At 72.5% G+C, this 17,695-nt stretch carries 15 protein-coding genes; 9 read left to right on the top strand and 6 right to left on the bottom strand.

The window, feature by feature from the left end:
- The first annotated feature begins 1 nt into the window (after position 1).
- The 6 genes from manA to ACQP2P_RS41705 all read left to right on the top strand — a co-directional run bounded on the left by manA (position 2) and on the right by ACQP2P_RS41705 (position 8,173).
- Complete coding sequence (gene manA, locus ACQP2P_RS41730; RefSeq protein WP_433610595.1) at positions 2 to 1,150, top strand: mannose-6-phosphate isomerase, class I; 1,149 nt, start codon at positions 2 to 4, stop codon at positions 1,148 to 1,150.
- Between the two features lie 343 nt (positions 1,151 to 1,493).
- Positions 1,494 to 2,960: an adenosylhomocysteinase gene (gene ahcY / locus ACQP2P_RS41725; RefSeq protein WP_433610593.1), complete on the top strand. Its 1,467-nt coding sequence runs from the start codon at positions 1,494 to 1,496 to the stop codon at positions 2,958 to 2,960.
- 136 nt (positions 2,961 to 3,096) lie between these two features.
- Positions 3,097 to 3,951 carry an iron uptake transporter permease EfeU gene (efeU, locus tag ACQP2P_RS41720; RefSeq protein ID WP_433610591.1) on the top strand — a complete coding sequence of 285 codons (855 nt, stop codon included), beginning with the start codon at positions 3,097 to 3,099 and terminating at the stop codon, positions 3,949 to 3,951.
- A 40-nt stretch (positions 3,952 to 3,991) separates the two neighbouring features.
- A complete protein-coding gene (gene efeO / locus ACQP2P_RS41715; protein ID WP_433610589.1) occupies positions 3,992 to 5,137 on the top strand; it encodes an iron uptake system protein EfeO in 1,146 nt (381 codons plus the stop codon).
- Between the two features lie 17 nt (positions 5,138 to 5,154).
- Positions 5,155 to 6,393 carry an iron uptake transporter deferrochelatase/peroxidase subunit gene (efeB, locus tag ACQP2P_RS41710; protein WP_433610587.1) on the top strand — a complete coding sequence of 413 codons (1,239 nt, stop codon included), beginning with the start codon at positions 5,155 to 5,157 and terminating at the stop codon, positions 6,391 to 6,393.
- 22 nt (positions 6,394 to 6,415) lie between these two features.
- The gene (locus tag ACQP2P_RS41705) at positions 6,416 to 8,173 is read left to right on the top strand and encodes an ABC transporter family substrate-binding protein (RefSeq protein ID WP_433610585.1); all 1,758 of its coding nucleotides are present in this window, start codon (positions 6,416 to 6,418) and stop codon (positions 8,171 to 8,173) included.
- A gap of 16 nt (positions 8,174 to 8,189) precedes the next feature.
- Here the strand turns inward: ACQP2P_RS41705 and ACQP2P_RS41700 are convergent, their stop codons facing one another.
- Entirely contained in the window at positions 8,190 to 9,158 is a 969-nt protein-coding gene (locus tag ACQP2P_RS41700) for an RDD family protein (protein WP_433610583.1), read from the bottom strand.
- Between the two features lie 93 nt (positions 9,159 to 9,251).
- Between ACQP2P_RS41700 and ACQP2P_RS41695 the strand changes: the two genes are divergently transcribed.
- Together ACQP2P_RS41695 and ACQP2P_RS41690 are read left to right on the top strand one after the other, a co-directional pair.
- Positions 9,252 to 10,250 (top strand): stage II sporulation protein M, encoded by a 999-nt coding sequence (locus ACQP2P_RS41695; protein WP_433610581.1) that lies wholly within the window; start codon positions 9,252 to 9,254, stop codon positions 10,248 to 10,250.
- A 165-nt stretch (positions 10,251 to 10,415) separates the two neighbouring features.
- Positions 10,416 to 11,645, top strand: coding sequence for an MFS transporter (locus ACQP2P_RS41690; RefSeq protein ID WP_433610579.1), 1,230 nt, complete (start codon positions 10,416 to 10,418; stop codon positions 11,643 to 11,645).
- Here ACQP2P_RS41690 and ACQP2P_RS41685 read toward each other — a convergent pair.
- Genes ACQP2P_RS41685 through ACQP2P_RS41665 form a run of 5 tightly spaced genes read right to left on the bottom strand, consistent with a single transcriptional unit; the run spans position 11,612 to position 16,803 of the window.
- The gene (locus ACQP2P_RS41685; RefSeq protein ID WP_433610577.1) at positions 11,612 to 12,958 is read right to left on the bottom strand and encodes a DUF58 domain-containing protein; all 1,347 of its coding nucleotides are present in this window, start codon (positions 12,956 to 12,958) and stop codon (positions 11,612 to 11,614) included. The two genes, ACQP2P_RS41690 and ACQP2P_RS41685, sit on opposite strands and share 34 nt — an antisense overlap.
- Complete coding sequence (locus ACQP2P_RS41680; protein ID WP_433619503.1) at positions 12,955 to 13,944, bottom strand: AAA family ATPase; 990 nt, start codon at positions 13,942 to 13,944, stop codon at positions 12,955 to 12,957. The genes ACQP2P_RS41685 and ACQP2P_RS41680 overlap by 4 nt, the downstream gene beginning before the upstream one ends.
- Positions 13,945 to 13,949: 5 nt before the next feature.
- Positions 13,950 to 15,383, bottom strand: coding sequence for a DUF4350 domain-containing protein (locus ACQP2P_RS41675; protein ID WP_433610575.1), 1,434 nt, complete (start codon positions 15,381 to 15,383; stop codon positions 13,950 to 13,952).
- Positions 15,380 to 15,949, bottom strand: a complete 570-nt coding sequence (locus tag ACQP2P_RS41670; protein ID WP_433610573.1) for a DUF4129 domain-containing protein — start codon at positions 15,947 to 15,949, stop codon at positions 15,380 to 15,382. Before ACQP2P_RS41670 ends, ACQP2P_RS41675 begins: the two co-directional genes overlap by 4 nt.
- On the bottom strand, positions 15,946 to 16,803 hold the full coding sequence (locus ACQP2P_RS41665; RefSeq protein WP_433610571.1) for a hypothetical protein: 858 nt from the start codon (positions 16,801 to 16,803) through the stop codon (positions 15,946 to 15,948). Before ACQP2P_RS41665 ends, ACQP2P_RS41670 begins: the two co-directional genes overlap by 4 nt.
- Positions 16,804 to 16,943: 140 nt before the next feature.
- On the opposite strand from ACQP2P_RS41665, the gene mtrA reads away from it, so the two are divergent.
- Positions 16,944 to 17,633: an MtrAB system response regulator MtrA gene (gene mtrA / locus ACQP2P_RS41660; RefSeq protein WP_223098678.1), complete on the top strand. Its 690-nt coding sequence runs from the start codon at positions 16,944 to 16,946 to the stop codon at positions 17,631 to 17,633.
- Positions 17,634 to 17,695: the final 62 nt, after the last annotated feature.

Raw genomic sequence — 17,695 nt, 5'->3', positions numbered from 1 at the left:
CGTGGAACTGCTCGACAGCCCGATCCGCAAGTACGCCTGGGGCTCGCGCACCGCGATCGCCACGCTGCAGGGCCGGCCCACGCCGACCCCGGACCCCGAGGCCGAGCTGTGGATGGGGGCCCACCCGGCCGGCCCGTCGCGGCTCGCGGTGAGCGGCACCTCGCTGGTCGACGCGATCGCCGCCGACCCGCGGACGCTGCTCGGTGCGGCCAACGTCGAGCGCTTCGGCACGCGGCTGCCGTTCCTGCTCAAGGTGCTCGCGGCCGCCCAGCCGCTGTCGCTGCAGGCGCACCCGACGCTGGAGCAGGCCCGGGCGGCGCACGCGGCCGGGCACCAGTCCTACGTCGATGCCTGGCACAAGCCGGAGATGCTGGTCGCGCTGACCGACTTCGACGCGTTGTGCGGCTTCCGCGACCCGGCGGCGGCCGCGGCCGACCTCGCCGCGCTCGGCGTGGCGCGGCTCAAGCCGACGATCGACGCGCTGAGCCAGGCCGACCCGGCCGCGGCCCTGCACGACGCGGTCGGGGGCCTGCTCGGCCACCCGGACGCGGATCTCGTCGGCGAGGTCGTGGCCGCGTGCGGGCCGCGGGCGGCCGAGAAGCCGGCCTACGACCTGGTCACCGGGCTCGCCGAGCAGTATCCGGGCGACAGCGGGGTCATCGTGGCCACGCTGCTCAACCGGATCCGGCTGCGCCCGGCCGAGGCGGTCTGGATGCCGGCCGGGAACCTGCACGCCTACCTGCGCGGCGTGGGCGTCGAGATCATGGCCGCCTCCGACAACGTGCTGCGCGGCGGCCTGACCCCGAAGCATGTGGACGTCGAGGAGCTGCTGCGGGTGCTGCGCTTCGAGGTGCTCGACGAGCCCGTCACCCACGCGGAGGACCTGGGCGGCGGCCTGTCGGCCTACCCGGTGCCCGTGCCCGACTTCGCGCTGCACCGGGCGGTGCTCAGCCCCGACCGGCCGGCGGTGCGGCTGCCGGGCTCGGGGCCGCGGATCGTGCTGTGCACGCGCGGCTCGGTCCGGGTCGACGACGGGGCGCTCCCGGTGACGCTGAGCCCCGGCCAGGCGGCGTTCGCGCCGGCGAGCCGGCCGGTGCTCGCGCTCAGCGGGTCCGGCGAGGCCTTCCAGGCGGCGACGCCGCTGACCTGAGTTCACCCACTCGGGCAGGCTCGCGCGAGGCGCGGGCTGCTGAACCGGCCGCGTCGCGTTCCTCGCGGCGCGGCCGGTCTCGTTACCAATCCAGGGTGTCCGAATTTGGAGCATTTGCTTGACATCTGGGTTGCACAGAGTAGTGTCGTAGCTACGCAGGGTTTGAGACAGCGCTCGAAGCCAATGCGGGGGAACCAAACCGGGGGGAAGAGCGGGGCGGTGGGAGCGATCCCGCCGCCCCGCTCGCTGTCCCGGTCACTTCGTGCAGGGGCGATTGGAAGGCTTTCCGGTCGCCGCGTACCGTGAAGGGTCGCCGTATGCCTCTGCAGACCAGGAGATCGCATTGACCAGCACGCTGCCGCCGAGCACCGTCGCCGACGGTGACTTCAAGGTGGCCGATCTGTCCCTCGCCGCGTTCGGGCGCAAGGAGATCCAGCTCGCCGAGCACGAGATGCCCGGCCTCATGGCCATCCGGCGCGAGTTCGCCGCGACGCAGCCCCTGAAGGGCGCGCGGATCACCGGCTCGCTGCACATGACGATCCAGACCGCAGTGCTGATCGAGACGCTCGTCGCGCTCGGTGCGCAGGTGCGCTGGGCCAGCTGCAACATCTTCTCGACCCAGGACCACGCCGCCGCCGCGATCGCCGTCGGCCCCGAGGGCACCCCCGAGAAGCCGGCCGGCGTGCCGGTCTACGCCTGGAAGGGCGAGACCCTCGACGAGTACTGGTGGTGCACCGAGCAGGTGCTGCTCTGGCCCGACGGCCAGGGCCCGAACATGATCCTGGACGACGGCGGCGACGCCACGCTGCTGGTGCACAAGGGCGCCGAGTTCGAGGGTGCGGGGGCCGTGCCGTCGCCGGACACCGCCGACTCGGAGGAGTACGCGGTCATCCTCAAGCTGCTGCAGCGCTCCATCGGCGAGGACAACCGCCGCTGGACCCGCGTCGCGGCCGGCATCAAGGGCGTGACCGAGGAGACCACCACCGGCGTGCACCGCCTCTACGAGATGCAGCAGGCCGGCACGCTGCTCTTCCCGGCGATCAACGTCAACGACTCCGTCACGAAGTCGAAGTTCGACAACAAGTACGGCTGCCGTCACTCGCTCATCGACGGCATCAACCGCGCCACCGACGTGCTCATCGGCGGCAAGGTGGCCGTGGTCTTCGGCTACGGCGACGTGGGCAAGGGCTGCGCCGAGTCGCTGCGCGGCCAGGGCGCCCGGGTCATCGTCACCGAGGTCGACCCGATCTGTGCCCTGCAGGCCGCGATGGACGGCTACCAGGTCGCCACGATGGAGGACGTCGTCGAGACCGCCGACATCTTCATCACCGCCACCGGCTGCCTCGACGTCATCACCGCCGAGCACATGGGCCGGATGAAGCACCAGGCGATCGTCGGCAACATCGGCCACTTCGACAACGAGATCGACATGGCCGGCCTGGCCCGTCGCTCCGACGTGACGCGGATCAACATCAAGCCGCAGGTCGACGAGTGGAAGTTCGACGACGGTCACTCGATCATCGTGCTGAGCGAGGGCCGCCTGCTCAACCTGGGCAACGCGACCGGTCACCCGTCGTTCGTCATGTCCAACAGCTTCGCGAACCAGACGATCGCGCAGATCGAGCTGTTCACGAAGACCGAGGAGTACCCGATCGGCGTCTACACGCTGCCCAAGCACCTCGACGAGAAGGTCGCCCGGCTGCACCTGGACGCGCTCGGCGTCCGGCTCACCGAGCTGACCAAGAAGCAGGCCGAATACCTCGGCATCCCGGTGGAGGGCCCCTACAAGGCGGACCACTACCGCTACTGAGCCTGATCGTCAAGGGCCCCGCCGGAGCACTCCGGCGGGGCCCTTGGTGTTCAAGTCCCACCAGCTTGTAGCGAATGCCGGTGAGGTCTAAGGTAATGCTGACCTAAGTAAGACAAGGCTTACCTGCGGAGCTCGAATGACCGCCATCTACCTGATCGGCCTGCGCGAGGGACTCGAGATCACGCTCGTGGTCTCGATCCTGGTCGCGTTCCTGGTCAAGAGCGACCGCAAGCACCTGCTGCGGTGGGTCTGGACCGGCGTCGCGGTCGCGGCGCTGCTCTCCATCGGGGTGGCCGCCCTGCTGCAGGCCGGCACCGCGTATCTCTCCGGCCCCCACCAGGAGATGGTGGACGCGATCGCCTCGCTGATCGCCGTCGTGTTCGTCACCTTCATGATCTTCTGGATGCGGCGGATGGCCCGCCAGATGGCCAAGGAGCTGCGCGGCAAGCTCGAGGACGCGATCCAGGTCGGCCCCTTCGCGGTCGCCGGCATGGCCTTCCTGGCCGTCGCCCGCGAGGGCCTGGAGACGTCGATCCTCTTCTTCGCCGCGGCCCAGGGCGCCGATACCTGGCAGCCGATCGTCGGCATCTCGCTCGGCCTCGCCACCTCGGTCGTGCTCGGCTGGCTGCTCTACGCCAGCGCCATCCGGATCAACCTGACGAAGTTCTTCACCTGGACCGGCGCACTGCTCGTGCTCGTGGCCGCCGGGATCTTCAAGTACGGGGTGCACGACCTGCAGGAGGCCAACCTCCTGCCGGGGCTGAACAACCACGCGTTCGACCTCTCCGGCGCGCTGCCGCCCACCGCGTGGTACGCGGAGCTGCTGCGCGGCATGTTCAACTTCACGCCGCAGCCGTCCGTGCTCGAGACCATCGCCTGGATCGCCTACGGGGTGCCGGTCCTGGTCCTCTTCCTGCTGCCGCTCCTGCGCCGACCGGCATCCGAGCCGGCATCAGGGCCGTCATCGAAGCCGGTCGCCTCCGAAGCCTGACGCCGCACCACCCCCCTCTTCCACGTCTCGTAGGAGAACCATGCGTACATCACGCCTGCTCGTGATCGGTGCCGTACCGGCGCTGGCCGTCGCGCTGACCGGCTGCGGCGACGACAAGAGCGGATCCGGGGCCGGGGCCGGGGCCAGCTCCAACGGCAAGATCGCCGTCACCGCCACCGACTCCGAGTGCAAGGTCGAGAAGACCGAGACGGCGTCCGGGCCGGTCACCTTCACCGTCAGCAACAAGGGCGGCAAGGTCACCGAGTTCTACGTGTACGCCACCGGCGACCGCATCGTCGGCGAGGTCGAGAACGTCGCGCCGGGTCTCACCCGCGACCTCGTCGTGGAGCTGCCGGCGGGCACCTACGAGACCGCCTGCAAGCCGGGCATGGTCGGCAACGGCATCCGCGGCCAGTTCAAGGCCACCGGCGAGAGCAAGCCGCTGACCGACGACGCCAAGCTCGCCCAGGCGACCAAGGACTACCAGACGTACGTGAAGAACAACACGGGCGCCCTGATCGACAAGACGACCGAGTTCGTCAACGCGGTCAAGGCCGGCGACGCCGAGAAGGCCAAGTCGCTGTTCCCGATCGCCCGCACCTACTGGGAGCGCATCGAGCCCGTGGCCGAGAGCTTCGGCGACCTCGACCCGGCGATCGACGCCCGCGAGGCCGACCTCGAGCCCGGCCAGGAGTGGACCGGCTTCCACAAGATCGAGAAGGACCTCTGGGTCACCAAGGACATCAGCAAGTCCGGCCCGACCGCCGACAAGCTGCTCGCGGACGTCAAGACCATCGTGAGCAAGGCCGAGACGGTGCAGCTGTCCCCGATCGAGCTCGCCAACGGCGCCAAGGAGCTGCTGGACGAGGTCGCCACCGGCAAGATCACCGGTGAGGAGGACGCCTTCTCGCACACCGACCTCTGGGACTTCCAGGCCAACCTCGAGGGCTCCCGGGCCGCGATCGCGGCGCTGCGCCCGGTCATCGAGGAGAAGGACGCCGCCCTGGCCAAGAGCCTGGACGAGAAGTTCGCGGCGGCGCAGACGGAGCTCGACAAGTACCGCAACGGCGACGGCTGGAAGTTCCACAACGAGCTCTCCGAGGCCCAGCTCAAGTCGCTGGCCGACGCGATCAACGCGCTCGCCGAGCCGATCAGCAAGGTCGCCCCGCTCGTCGCCTCCAAGTAACGACCGGAGTTCTCGCCATGGATCGTCGCAAGATGCTCGGACTCGCCGGAGCCGGGGCCCTCGGGGCCGCGGCCGGCGGGGCCGTCGGCCTGCAGGTCTTCGACGACCCGCCGCCCGCCCGGGCCAGCGACCCGGGCGCGTCGGTGCCCTTCTACGGGGCCCGGCAGGCCGGGATCGTCACGCCCGCCCAGGACCGGCTGCACTTCGTCGCGTTCGACGTGATCACGGACAAGAAGGCCGAGGTCGCCGAGCTGCTGCGGAAGTGGACGGCGGCCGCGGCCCGGATGACGGCGGGGCAGGACGCCGGCGCCATCGGGGCCGTGAACGGGGTGCCGGAGGCGGCGCCCGACGACACCGGCGAGGCCATCGGGCTGCCGCCGTCCGGGCTGACGCTGACCGTCGGCTTCGGCCCGACGTTCTTCCGCACGGCCGAGGGCAAGGACCGCTTCGGCATCGCGGACCGGCGCCCCGAGGCGCTGGCCGACCTGCCGAAGTTCGCCAAGGACGCGCTGAAGCCCGAGATCTCCGGCGGGGACATCTGCGTGCAGGCGTGCGCGCACGACCCCCAGGTGGCCGTGCACGCGGTGCGCAACCTGGCCCGCATCGGCTTCGGGGTGGTGAGCGTGCGCTGGTCGCAGCTCGGGTTCGGCCGGACCTCCTCGACGTCGCGGACCCAGCAGACCGCCCGGAACCTGTTCGGCTTCAAGGACGGCACGGCCAACCTGAAGGCCGAGGACACGAAGCTGCTCGACGAGCAGCTCTGGGTGCAGCCGGGCGACGGCCCGGAGTGGATGACCGGCGGCTCCTACATGGTCACCCGCAAGATCCGGATGGTGATCGAGACGTGGGACCGCACCTCCCTGGCCGAGCAGGAGGCGATCATCGGCCGGAACAAGGGCGAGGGCGCGGCACTGGGCAAGGCGGGCGAGTTCGACGAGCCGGACTTCTCGGGTGAGACGATCCCGCGGGACTCCCACGTGCGCCTCGCGCACCCCCAGTTCAACGACGGGGCCCGGCTGCTGCGCCGCGGCTACAACTTCGTCGACGGCTCCGACGGCCTGGGCCGGCTCGACGCGGGCCTGTTCTTCATCGCCTACCAGCGCGACCCCCGCAAGCAGTTCGTGCCGATCCAGACCCGGCTGTCGCGGCAGGACGCGCTCAACGAGTACATCCGGCACGTCTCCAGCGGCCTGTTCGCCTGCCCACCCGGAGTCTCCGCCGCGGACGACTCGTGGGGTCGTGCCCTCTTCGTCTAGGCCCGCCCCCTATGGTGGCCGGGTGGCGTTTGTAACTGGAAGGCAGATGCGGGGCTCGATCGCGGCGCTGGCGGCGGCCGCGCTGCTGCTCGGCGCGTGCACCGGCGGCGGCTCCAGCAAGCCGTCCCCGACGGCCACCATCGGGTTCGCGGACTGCGAGAAGAACCCGACCACCTGCAACGGTGGCGATCTCAAGCTCGGCGGGGCATACACGTACGGCCTCGAACAGCCCATCGCCAACTGGAACGTGAACACCCGCGACGGCGCCTCGCCCGCGACCAAGCAGGCGCTGTCGGGCCTCCTGCCGCAGGTGTTCAAGGTCGACCCGCAGGGCCGCCTCCAGCTCAACGCCGACCTGGTGAGCTCGGCCGACATCACCAACCAGAACCCCGAGACGATCGTCTACAAGATCCGTCCCGACGCGGTCTGGAGCGACGGCATCCCGATCACCGCCGACGACTTCCTCTTCGCGTGGAAGCAGAACTCGGGCAACCCGCTGCACTGCTCGAACTGCACGCCCGCGGCCACCGCCGGCTACGACGTGATCAAGAGCATCGTCGGCTCCGACGGCGGCAAGACCGTCACGATGACCTTCACCGACGGCAAGACCTTCGGCGACTGGAAGGGCCTCTTCTCCAACGACGGGCTGTACCCCTCGCACCTGGCCACCAAGCAGGGCTTCGACCTGGCCAAGCCCGCCGGCGTCGCGGCCGCGTCCGACTGGTTCGCCCGCACGGTGCCGACCTGGTCCGGCGGCCCCTACCAGGTCGACAGCTACAACCAGGGTCAGAGCGTGGTGCTCAAGAAGAACGACAAGTGGTACGGCAAGATCAAGCCCAGCCTCGACACCATCACGTTCAAGGTCATCACCGATCCCGGCGCGATCCTGCCCGCGCTGAAGGCCAAGGAGCTCACCGGCATGTCGCCGCTGCCGAGCCAGGCCCTCGTCGCCGGCGTGTCCGCCACGCCCGGGGTGATCTACTCGGTGGGCGAGAGCTACACGTGGGAGCACCTGACGCTCAACGTGCGCAACAAGTACCTCGCCGACCCGGTCCTGCGCCGCGCGCTGTTCACCGCCGTGAGCGTCAAGACGGTGCTCGAGAAGACCTACGGCGCCTTCGACAAGAACCTCAAGCCGCTGGGCAGCCACAACTTCGTCCCCGGCGACACCGCCTACAAGGACGTGATCTCCGGCACCGGCCAGGGCAGCGGCGACACGGAGAAGGCGAAGAAGCTGCTCACCACCGCCGGCTACAAGCTGGACAACGGCCGCCTGTCCACGAAGGCGGGCGAGGCCGTGCCGGCGCTGCGGCTGCGCTACGACAAGGGCAACGCGACCCGCGCGGCCGCGGCCGAGCTGATCTCGGCCGCGCTGAAGAACATCGGCATCGACGCCCACCCCGAGGCCGCCGACAGCCTGCCGCAGACCCTGACCTCCGCCGACTTCGACCTGGCGCTGGCCGACTTCGTCAACGGCCCGCTCTACCAGGGCGCGGCCGAGCGGCGCTGGTCCACCGGGGCCGTGGGCAACTACGGCGGGTACTCGAACCCGGAGCTGGACCGGCTGGTGCACTCGGCGGCGACGGACGTGGACCCGCGGCACGCGGCGGACCTGCTGAACCAGGCCGACGACCTGCTGACGAAGGACGCGTACGTGCTGCCGCTCATGCAGCGCCCGACGCTCACGTTCACCTACTCGGAGTACGCCAACATCCGCGACAACCCGTCCGTGTGGGGACCGACGTACAACATCGGGGAGTGGGGCCTGCGCTCCGACTGATGCGGGACCCGTCGGATCAGGCGTGCGGGACCGGCGGGCGCGGCATCGGCGGCCGGTCGGCCGGCGGCTGCGGCGGCGCCCACGAGCTGGTCACGCCGGGCTGGTGCTTCGGGGGCTGGAAGCGCGGCGTGACGACCGCGTAGAGCCCCGGCCACACCGCCGCCGAGGCCGCCCGGGCCTTCGCCAGGCGGTGGCTCGACCGCCGGTGCCGCTCGGCCAGGACCGCGGCCAGGTAGGCCCAGCCCGGCACGCCCGGGGGCGGCGGGGGCGTCGTGCGCTGCGACACCTCGCTGGCCAGGGCCTGGCCCAGGGCCGTGCGCGCGGGCTCGGCGATCTCGCGGTTGCGGGCCAGGAAGTGCCGCACGGCCAGCGCCAGGCTGTCGTCCAGCCCGGTCAGGTCGAGCAGGGCGGCCCAGCGGGCCAGGGGCGGGGGCATGGCCGGGACCCAGCCCCAGCCGGCCGGGGTGCGCTCGTGGATCACGATCGTGCCGGCGACGAGGTCGCCGATGCGCTTGCCGCTCGGGTTCAGCATCAGCACGCCCAGGCTGCCCAGCCAGGAGACCACCGGGAAGAGCAGGCCCGGCCACTCGACGGCCAGGCCGACCAGGGCGCGGGCGAGGGCGTGGCGGAAGCGCACCGGGCCGCCGTCGTCGCGGACCACGCGCAGGCCCATCGCCGCCTTGCCGGGCGTCCGGCCGCGCAGGAGGGTCTCCCAGAACACGGGATACCCGATCAGGGTCACGGCCATCAGGATCACGATGATCGCCTGGAACAGGCCCCCGTCGAAGACGTTCGCGCGCAGGGTCAGCCAGACCACCAGGGCGGTGGCGAACAGCAGCGCGATCAGCAGCAGGCACTGCAGCACGATGTCGAGCATCAGGGCGAGGACGCGGGAACCGGCCCTTGCCACGCGCACCTCGAGCTCGACGGCCTCGCCGCTGACGAGGCGCTCGCCGGGGGCGGCCGCGGCCGAGGGGTCGGTCATGGCTGACAGTTTGCTACATACGCGCACCTCGCGGGGCCCGCAGCCGCGCAGAACGGGCACCCGGGGCGTGCGGGCGCCGTCTACGCTGCCGGAGTGGACCTGGACGCCTTCGTCGCCGAGCACAACGTCGAGTGGCGGCGCCTGGAGGAGCTGGCGAAGCGCCGCAAGCTCGGCGCGGCCGAGGCGGACGAGCTCGTGGCGCTGTACCAGCGCGCCGCCACGCACCTGAGCCTCATCCGCAGCCGCTCGCCCGACCCGATCCTGGTCGCGCGCCTGTCCCGGCTGGTGCTGAGTGCCCGCAACGCGCTCACGGGCGCCCCGTCGTTCTCGCCGGCCACGGTGGTCCGCTTCTTCACCCACACCTTCCCGATGGCCGTGTACCGCGCGTGGCCCTGGTGGTGCGGCGTGGCGACCGCGTTCTCGCTGTTCACGTTCGCGCTGATGGGATACGTGGCGGCGAACCCCTCGGTGGCCGGGTACTTCCTCTCCGACGCCCAGATCAGCGCGCTGGTCAACGAGGAGTTCGAGGGCTACTACAGCCAGTACCTCCCACAGAACCAGTTCCTGCGCGTGTGGACCCACAACGCGCTGCTCACCGGCGAGTGCCTGGCCTCGGGCGTGGTCTTCTTCCCCGTCGTGTACCTGCTGTTCCAGAACGCCATGAACGTCGGGCTCATCGGCGGGGTCATGATCGGCTACGGCCGCGCCGACACGTTCTTCGGGCTGATCGTCCCGCACGGCCTGCTGGAGCTGACCGCCGTGTTCGTCGGGGCGGGCGTGGGCCTGCGCATCGGCTGGTCCTGGGTCGCCCCGGGCCCGCTGCGCACCCGCGGCCGAGCGCTGGCCGACACAGCGATGGAGGGCATGCTGGTCGCCCTCGGACTCGTCGCCGTGCTCCTGGTCAGCGGCCTGCTGGAGGCGTTCGTGACCCCGGCGGGCATGCTGCCCTACATCGTGCGCGACTGCATCGGCTTCGTGGTCTGGGCCGCGTTCCTGGTCTACGTCTTCGTGCTCGGGCGCCGGGCCCACCTGGACGGCGCGTCGACGGCTATCGAGGGAGAGATCGCCCAGGAGTCGCTCCCGGCCGCCTGACCCACGCGGGGGCGGCCTGCAACTGCCCGGCGTCCTCGGCGGCGACGAAGGTACGCACGGCGTCGAGGTCCACGCCGCCGACCCTATGCGCACAACGGGCCGTTGTGGCGCCCCGGCGGGCGCGTCGTTTGATCGCGGCGGGCCCGGCCTGCTGAGATCGGCGGCGTGGTTCGACGGGATCTGGGTGCGCGCTTCGGCTGGCTGTGGGCGGCGTACGCGGTCAGCGCGTACGGCTCCGGAGTCGGCTTCGGCGCCCTCCCGCTCATCGCGGTCCTCGCGCTGGACGCCGGCCCGGGGCAGGTGTCCGCGCTCTCGGCGGTGGGCCCGGCGGTCGGCGCGCTGATCGCGCTCCCGCTCGGCCCGTGGGTCGAGTTCCGGCGCAAGCGGCCGGTGATGATCGCCATGGACGTGGCCCGGTTCGCCGCGATGATGACCATTCCGGTCGCGTACGCCATCGGGCTCCTCGGCTTCGTCCAGCTGCTCGTGGTCTCGGCGGTCGTCGCGGCGGCCAAGATCGCGTTCAACTCGGCGAGCGGCGCCTACCTCAAGCGGGTGGTCGAGCCCGCGGACCTGCTCGTGGCCAACGCCCGGTTCGAGTCGACGAACTGGAGCTCCATCGCGGTCGGGCCCCCGCTCGGCGGCGCCGCGGTCGGGCTGTTCGGGCCGGTGGCGAGCGTCGTCGCGGACGCGGCGAGCTACCTGCTGTCGGCCCTGGGGATCGCCGCGATCCGGGACCGCGAGCAGCGCCCCGCACCCGCCGTCCGCGGGACCCGGCTCGGCGAGCTGCTGGACGGGTGGCGGTTGCTGTTCGGCCATCCCGGCCTGCGGCTGTTGTACGCGAACCAGGTGCTCGTGAGCGGCCTGATCATGGCGACCGAGCCGCTGCTGGCCGTGCTCCTGCTGCGCGAGCTCGGGTTTCCGCCGTGGCAGTACGGGCTCGCCTTCGCCGCCCCCTGCCTCGGCGGGCTGCTCGGCTCGCGCCTGGCGCCGCGGGTCGTGGCCCGCTGGGGCCGGCGGCGGGTCGTGCGCGTGGTCGGCACCCTGCGCGTGGTCTGGCTGGTCGGCCTCGCCTTCGTCCGGCCCGGGCCGCTCGGGCTCGCGACCGTGATCGCCGTCGAGCTCGCGATCATCGTGAGCATGAGCCTGTTCAACCCGGTGCTGGCCGCGTACCGGCTCGAGGAGATTCCGAAGGAGCGCGTCGCTCGCGCCCTGTCGGCCTGGTCGATCGGCAGCGGCCTGTCCATCGCCGTGCTGAGCGCGCTCGGCGGCGTGCTCGCCGACCTCACCGGCCCGCGCACGGCGCTGCTGGTCGCGGGCCTGCTGATCCTCGCCACCCCGGTGCTGCTGCCGCGGCTGGCGGATCAGAGCCGGCCGGTGGCCTTGAGCGCGAGGTAGTGGTCGGTCAGCCGGGAGGCGAACTCGTCCGCGGGAGCGTCCACGACCTCGACACCGTGGCGGCGCAGCGCGGCGGCGACCCGGTCGCGCTCGGCGAGGGCGCGCTGGGCGGCGGCCGCGGCGTACACGTCGGCCGGGGTGGCGTCGGGCATCACGCGCGCCATGCGGCTCAGCTCCGGGTCGTGCACGGCGGCGACGATCACCTTGTGCCGCGCGGCGAGCTGGGGCAGCACGGGCAGCAGCCCCTCGCCGAGCGCGCCGGGCTCCAGGGCGGTGAACAGCACGACCAGGGCCCGCTTGCGCTCGCGGCGCAGCACCTCGCCCGCGACCAGGCCGAAGTCGGTCTCCACCAGCGCCGGCTCGAGCGGGGCCATGGTCGTGACCAGGCGGAACAGCAGCGTGCGCTTGTCGACGTCGGTGACCGACGCGCGCACGGCGGTGTCCACGGCCAGCAGGTCGACGCGGTCGTCCGCGCGGGCGGCCACGGACGCGAGCAGTAGGGCGGCGTCCATGGCCGCGTCCAGGCGGGGCTCGTCGCCGATGCGGGCGGCGGAGGTGCGGCCGGTGTCGAGCACGCACACCAGGCGCCGGTCGCGCTCGGGCCGCCAGGTGCGCACCACGACGTCGGAGCGCCGGGCGCTGCCCCGCCAGTCGATCGAGCGCACGTCGTCGCCGACCACGTATTCGCGCAGCGTGTCGAACTCGGTGCCCTGGCCGCGGCCCCGGGTCACCACCGAGCCGTCCAGCACGCGCAGGCGCGAGAGCTTCTCCGGCAGCAGGCGGCGGCTGTGGAAGCGCGGGTACACCCGCAACCGCCACGCCGGCGTGAGACGGTCCGCGGTCCGCCGGCTCGTCTGGCGGTACATCAGCCCGAGCGGCCCCACCGAGCGCACCAGCACACGCACGGCCGGGCGGTCGCCGCGCCGCGTCGGGGTGAGCGTGGTGGCCACGGCGACCGCGCGGCCCGGCTCGATCCGCACGTCGTGCAGCGCGGGCGCGGCGCCCGCGGACGGCACCCAGGCGTCGCGCACCCTGCCGGTGAGGACGCGGTCGGAGCGGTTCTGCAGCAGCAGGCTCACCTGGCCGGACTCGCCCAGCCAGAGCGACTGCTCGCCGGTGCGGCTCATCCGCAGCAGCTTCGGCGACGCGGCGTTGTGCCAGTCCAGCGCGCACGCGCCGGCGACGGCGAGCACGAGCACCCCGGCCGCGACCCACAGCCCGGCGGCCGGGATCGCGTCGCCCGCGACGATGCCGGCGAGCGCCAGGATCACGGCCCCGCCGCCGAGCAGCGCCGCGGCCCGCCAGGTGATCATCGCGGGGTCGGCACGGTGGCCAGCACCGACTCGAGCACGTTGTCCGTGGTGACGCCCTCGAGCTCGGCCTCGGCCCGCAGGCACACGCGGTGGCGCAGCGTCGGGCGGGCCAGGGCCTTCACGTCGTCCGGGGTCACGTAGTCGCGCCCGGTGAGCCAGGCCCACGCCTTGGACGCGGCCAGCAGGGCGGTCGCCCCGCGCGGGGAGGCGCCCAGCTCCAGCGACGGCGAGGTGCGGGTCGCGCGGCAGAGGTCGACGATGTATGCCAGCACGCCGTCGGCCACCTGCACCCGCTGCACCGCGGCGCGCCCGAGGGCCAGGTCGGCCGCGGTGGCCACCGACTGCACGCCGGCCTCGCGCAGCCTGCGCGGGTCGAAGCCGCGGTGGTGCGCCCGCAGCACGCCCAGTTCCTCGTCGCGGGTCGGCAGCGGGACCGTGAGCTTGAGCAGGAACCGGTCGAGCTGGGCCTCCGGCAGCGGGTAGGTGCCCTCGTACTCGATCGGGTTCTGCGTCGCGGCGACCAGGAACGGGTCGGGCAGCGGGCGCGCGGTGCCCTCGACCGACACCTGCCGCTCCTCCATGACCTCCAGCAGCGAGGCCTGCGTCTTCGGCGGGGTCCGGTTGATCTCGTCGGCGAGCAGCAGGTTGGTGAAGACCGGCCCCTCGCGGAACTGGAACTCCGCGGTGCGGGCGTCGAAGATCAGCGAGCCGGTGACGTCGCCGGGCATCAGGTCGGGGGTGAACTGCACCCGCTTCGAGTCGAGGTCCAGCGCCGCGGCGATGGTGCGGATGAGCAGCGTCTTGGCGACGCCGGGCACGCCCTCCAGCAGCACGTGACCGCGGGCGAGCAGCGCGATGACCATGCCGGTCACGACCGCGTCCTGCCCGACGACGACCTTGGCCACCTCGGCGCGCAGGCGCCCGAGCGCGGCCCGGGCCTGCTGCGCGCCGGTCTCCGGCGAGCCTTCGATCAGCGGGGTGGCGATGTCGGTCACCGTGGCTCTCCTTCGAATGGCGCGGCCGGGGCCGGCTGCGTCCCGGGTTGTTCGGTCGTGACGGCGTTGACCAGCTGCTCGAGGCGCAGCGCCGCGTTCACCAGCTCGTCGTCGGTGTCGGGCGGCGGCCCGAAGAGCGTGTGCTCGACCGCGGGCGGCGGCCAGCCGCTGCTCGCCGCGACCGCCGCGACCAGGACGGGCCGCTCGACGTCGGGCGCGAGGCGCAGCAGCCTGATCAGCCGGACCACGGCGGCGTCGCGCAGCACCTGCAGCGACTCGCCGCGGGCCTTCGCGCGCTGGTAGAGCCGGCCCCGGCCGATCGCGGTCTCGCTGGAGCGCACGACCACCGGCAGCGGCTCGACCACGGGCGCGCCGAGCCGCCGGGCCATCGCCACCGCGAGCGCGACGACGCCGAGCACGACGAGGGCGGTCGCGACGTACGTCCACGGCGGGAACGCGCTCCAGAGCGGGTTGGGCGGCTCCCGCGGCGGCTTCGGGTCCTCGTGGTTCGCGCTGGTCTGGCCGGTGGGCTGGTTGCCGGTGGCGCGCGGGCCCGGCTGCGGGAAGTCGCGGTCCGCCGGGTCGGCCGGGTTGGACGGGTCGACGGGGCGCAGCGACGGCGGCGCGCCCGGGGCGCCCGCGAGGGCGGGGTCGTTCGTGATGCCGGGCGGGGGTTCGCGCCGGTGCAGGTCCAGCCAGATGAGCCGGGGCGCGGCGGTGAGCAGGCCGGTGGCGAGCGCCGCGTTGCCGTGCTCGCCGATGCGGTCGTTGCGGAACACGTCCGCCGAGCCCACGACGGTCACGGTGACGGCGGCGCGCTCGTAGACCACCAGCGAGTCGGCGTAGCAGCGCGCGACCTCGCGGCCGAGGTCCTCGTCCAGCGGGCCGTAGCGGGTGCGCACCACCGCCGCGGTCCCGGCCTTGGCCGCGGGCGCGTAGGAGCAGCCGGGCGCGGCGGTCCTGGCGATGTAGTTGCGGCTCGCGCCCCGCATCGGCAGCAGTCCGTCGACGATCGCGCTCGCGTTCGGCTCGACGATCACCACCCGGGTCGAGGACGGGAGGACCTTGAGCATGCGCAGGTAGTACCGCTGCATCAGCCGCGGCGTGGTGATCAACAGCGTGGCGTTGCCGGCCGAGGCGGCGACGAGCGCGTCCGAGCTCTTCTGCTCGACGGCGACCTCGACGCCCGCCCGGCGCACCCGGTCGGCGAGGTCGGCGGACCCGATGCCGGCCCGGTTGGTCGGGGAGAGGAACGCGGGGTCGTCGTCGCTCGGCTCGCCCGCCTGGTAGACGAGCGTGCCCACGAGCACGAGCAGCAGCGCGGCCGCCGGCGGCACGACGAGTCGCAGCCATCGCCAGTTGCGCGGCCTCTTCGGCTTCCTCGCCGTGGCCGACGGTGTCGGAGCGGACGGCGTCGTCGTGGTGGTCATCGGCCGACCTCTGCGGCGAGTTCCCGCATGCGATTGTCGTGCTCGGCGGTGGCGGGGCGCTCGCCGTACCAGATGTCGGAGAAGATCCCGGACGCGCTGCGCATGGGCTCCTCGACGGCGGGGCGGGCCGCGCCGGCCGCGCGGGCCAGCTCGGTGACGGTCATCCCCGGCGCGTGCTCGAGGACCTGGCGCTCGACGAGGCCGCGGACCATCGCGCGGAGCCGCTCACGGACGGCCTCGGCGTAGCGGCCCTCGGCGGCGAGCCGGTCAGCCAGGGAGGCGAACACGTGCGCGGGCAGCTCGGGGACCCCCTCGCCGTCGGACGGCTCCGCCTCGGGCTCGGGCTCCTCGTCCGCGCCGAGATCGACGTCGAGCTGCTCGCTGTCCTGCTTCGACCTGCGCCGGCGGCGCAGGCGCAGGCGCGGGAAGCGCCGGGGAATCCATCTGGGGTAGAAGTAGTGCAGCAGGCCGAACGCGAGCCCGGCGACGATCAGCAGCAGCGTCGCCAGCGGCACGCCGATCAGGTCGTCGACGGCCTGCAGAAAGCCGGCCCAGGCCCGGGTCATCGGACCGCCGCCCCGAGGATGACCGATCCGGCCAGGTCGATCGGGCGGCCGAGGCGGCGCAGGCGCCCGATCGCCACGTCGAGCCCCTCGACCCGCATCCGGATCTCCAGGTAGAGCACGGCGTCGACGCAGGCGAGCATCGCGTATGCCACCGTGTCGACGATGACCCAGACGGCGAGCAGGGCGATCGCGTAGCCGGTGGTGTGGGGCCGCAGCCAGATCTCGAGCAGCGCTCCGCCGCCGAGGCCGAGGGCGATGCGGATGGCCGCCCAGCTGACGTAGCCCCCGACCCGGATGGACATGCCCCGCAACCCGCGCCCGGCGAGCTTGAACGAGCGGCCGATGGCCGCGAACGGCCCGACGCGGTCGACCACCAGCGCGGCCGGCGCGAGCCCGAGCAGCCCGTAGAGCAGCGGCCAGGGCAGCATGAGCATGCATGCGGTGACGAAGATGAGGGCGGTGGCCGTCAGCGCGATCACGAGCAGCGGCAGCGCGCGGCGGGCCACCTGGCGCAGCAGGTCGCGGCCGCGAGCCTTGCGGCCGAGCAGGCCCGGCCCGGCCGCGGCGCCCGCGAACCCGCCGAGCAGCGCCAGGATCCCGGCCTCCAGCGCCATGGAGACGCAGAACACCAGCCAGGACTCGGCGGGATGGTCGTCCAGGTCGAGCCAGTAGGCCGGCGGCCGCATGTGCCCCCACTCCCGCAGCGGGAAGAGCAGCACCTGCTGGACGGCGCAGAGCACGAAGGCGGTGCCGAGCAGCAGCGGGGCCTGGGCGCGCAGGAGCGACACGGCGGCGTCGAGCAGCTCCCCGAAGGTGAGCGGACGCATCGGTATCACGGCCCGGGACTCCTCCACGCGGGACACCGTAGTCGGCCCGCGCGACTCCGGGTGGCCTGATTACCCAGAGTCATGGTATCGACACTACAGGGCGCGAAAATTCCAAGATCGGCGATCGGGTTCCCAACTTCGCCCGCCGAGGTGAAATATTGGACCGCATGAGAGCCCGTGTCCTGGTGGTCGACGACGACCCCGCCCTCGCCGAGATGCTCGGCATCGTCCTGCGCAGCGAAGGCTTCCTGCCGTCCTTCGTCGCAGACGGTGAGCGCGCTCTTGCCGCTTTCCGGGACACCCGCCCCGACATCGTGCTGCTCGACCTCATGCTTCCCGGGATGAGCGGGATCGACGTGTGCCGGTCCATCCGGGCCGAGTCGGGCGTGCCGATCGTGATGCTCACTGCCAAGAGCGACACGGTCGACGTGGTGCTGGGCCTGGAGTCGGGTGCCGACGACTACGTGATGAAGCCGTTCAAGCCCAAGGAGCTCGTCGCCCGCATGCGCGCGCGGCTGCGCCGGGGCGAGGACGTGGCGCCGGAGCTGCTGACCATAGGGCCGCCGGGGAACCAGATCACCATCGACGTGCCCGCGCACACCGTGATGCGCGACGGCGAGGAGGTCAAGCTCACCCCGCTCGAGTTCGACCTGCTGGTCGCGCTCGCCCGCAAGCCGCGGCAGGTGTTCACCCGCGAGGTGCTGCTCGAGCAGGTCTGGGGCTACCGCCACGCGGCCGACACGCGCCTGGTCAACGTCCACGTGCAGCGCCTGCGGGCCAAGATCGAGCCGGACCCCGAGAAGCCGGAGATCATCCTGACCGTGCGCGGCGTCGGCTACAAGGCCGGGACCGGATAGGCCGTCCGTGGTGCGCATCGACCCCATCATCGTTCGAGCCCGCCGTCTGCGACCCCGGCGGC

It is taken from the genome of Dactylosporangium sp. CA-139114 (assembly GCF_050955725.1).
GTDB lineage: Bacteria > Actinomycetota > Actinomycetes > Mycobacteriales > Micromonosporaceae > Dactylosporangium.
The sequence above is the reverse complement of the archived record's forward strand: the minus strand, read 5'-3'. Positions and strand labels throughout refer to the sequence as shown.

Excerpts from the sequence above, each read along its gene's own strand:
- efeU (WP_433610591.1), top strand. The coding sequence starts at position 3,097 with ATGACCGCCATCTACCTGATCGGCCTGCGCGAGGGACTCGAGATCACG.
- efeO (WP_433610589.1), top strand. The coding sequence starts at position 3,992 with ATGCGTACATCACGCCTGCTCGTGATCGGTGCCGTACCGGCGCTGGCC.
- efeB (WP_433610587.1), top strand. The coding sequence starts at position 5,155 with ATGGATCGTCGCAAGATGCTCGGACTCGCCGGAGCCGGGGCCCTCGGG.
- ACQP2P_RS41700 (WP_433610583.1), bottom strand. The coding sequence starts at position 9,158 with ATGACCGACCCCTCGGCCGCGGCCGCCCCCGGCGAGCGCCTCGTCAGC.
- ACQP2P_RS41685 (WP_433610577.1), bottom strand. The coding sequence starts at position 12,958 with ATGATCACCTGGCGGGCCGCGGCGCTGCTCGGCGGCGGGGCCGTGATC.
- ACQP2P_RS41675 (WP_433610575.1), bottom strand. The coding sequence starts at position 15,383 with ATGACCACCACGACGACGCCGTCCGCTCCGACACCGTCGGCCACGGCG.
- ACQP2P_RS41670 (WP_433610573.1), bottom strand. The coding sequence starts at position 15,949 with ATGACCCGGGCCTGGGCCGGCTTTCTGCAGGCCGTCGACGACCTGATC.
- mtrA (WP_223098678.1), top strand. The coding sequence starts at position 16,944 with ATGAGAGCCCGTGTCCTGGTGGTCGACGACGACCCCGCCCTCGCCGAG.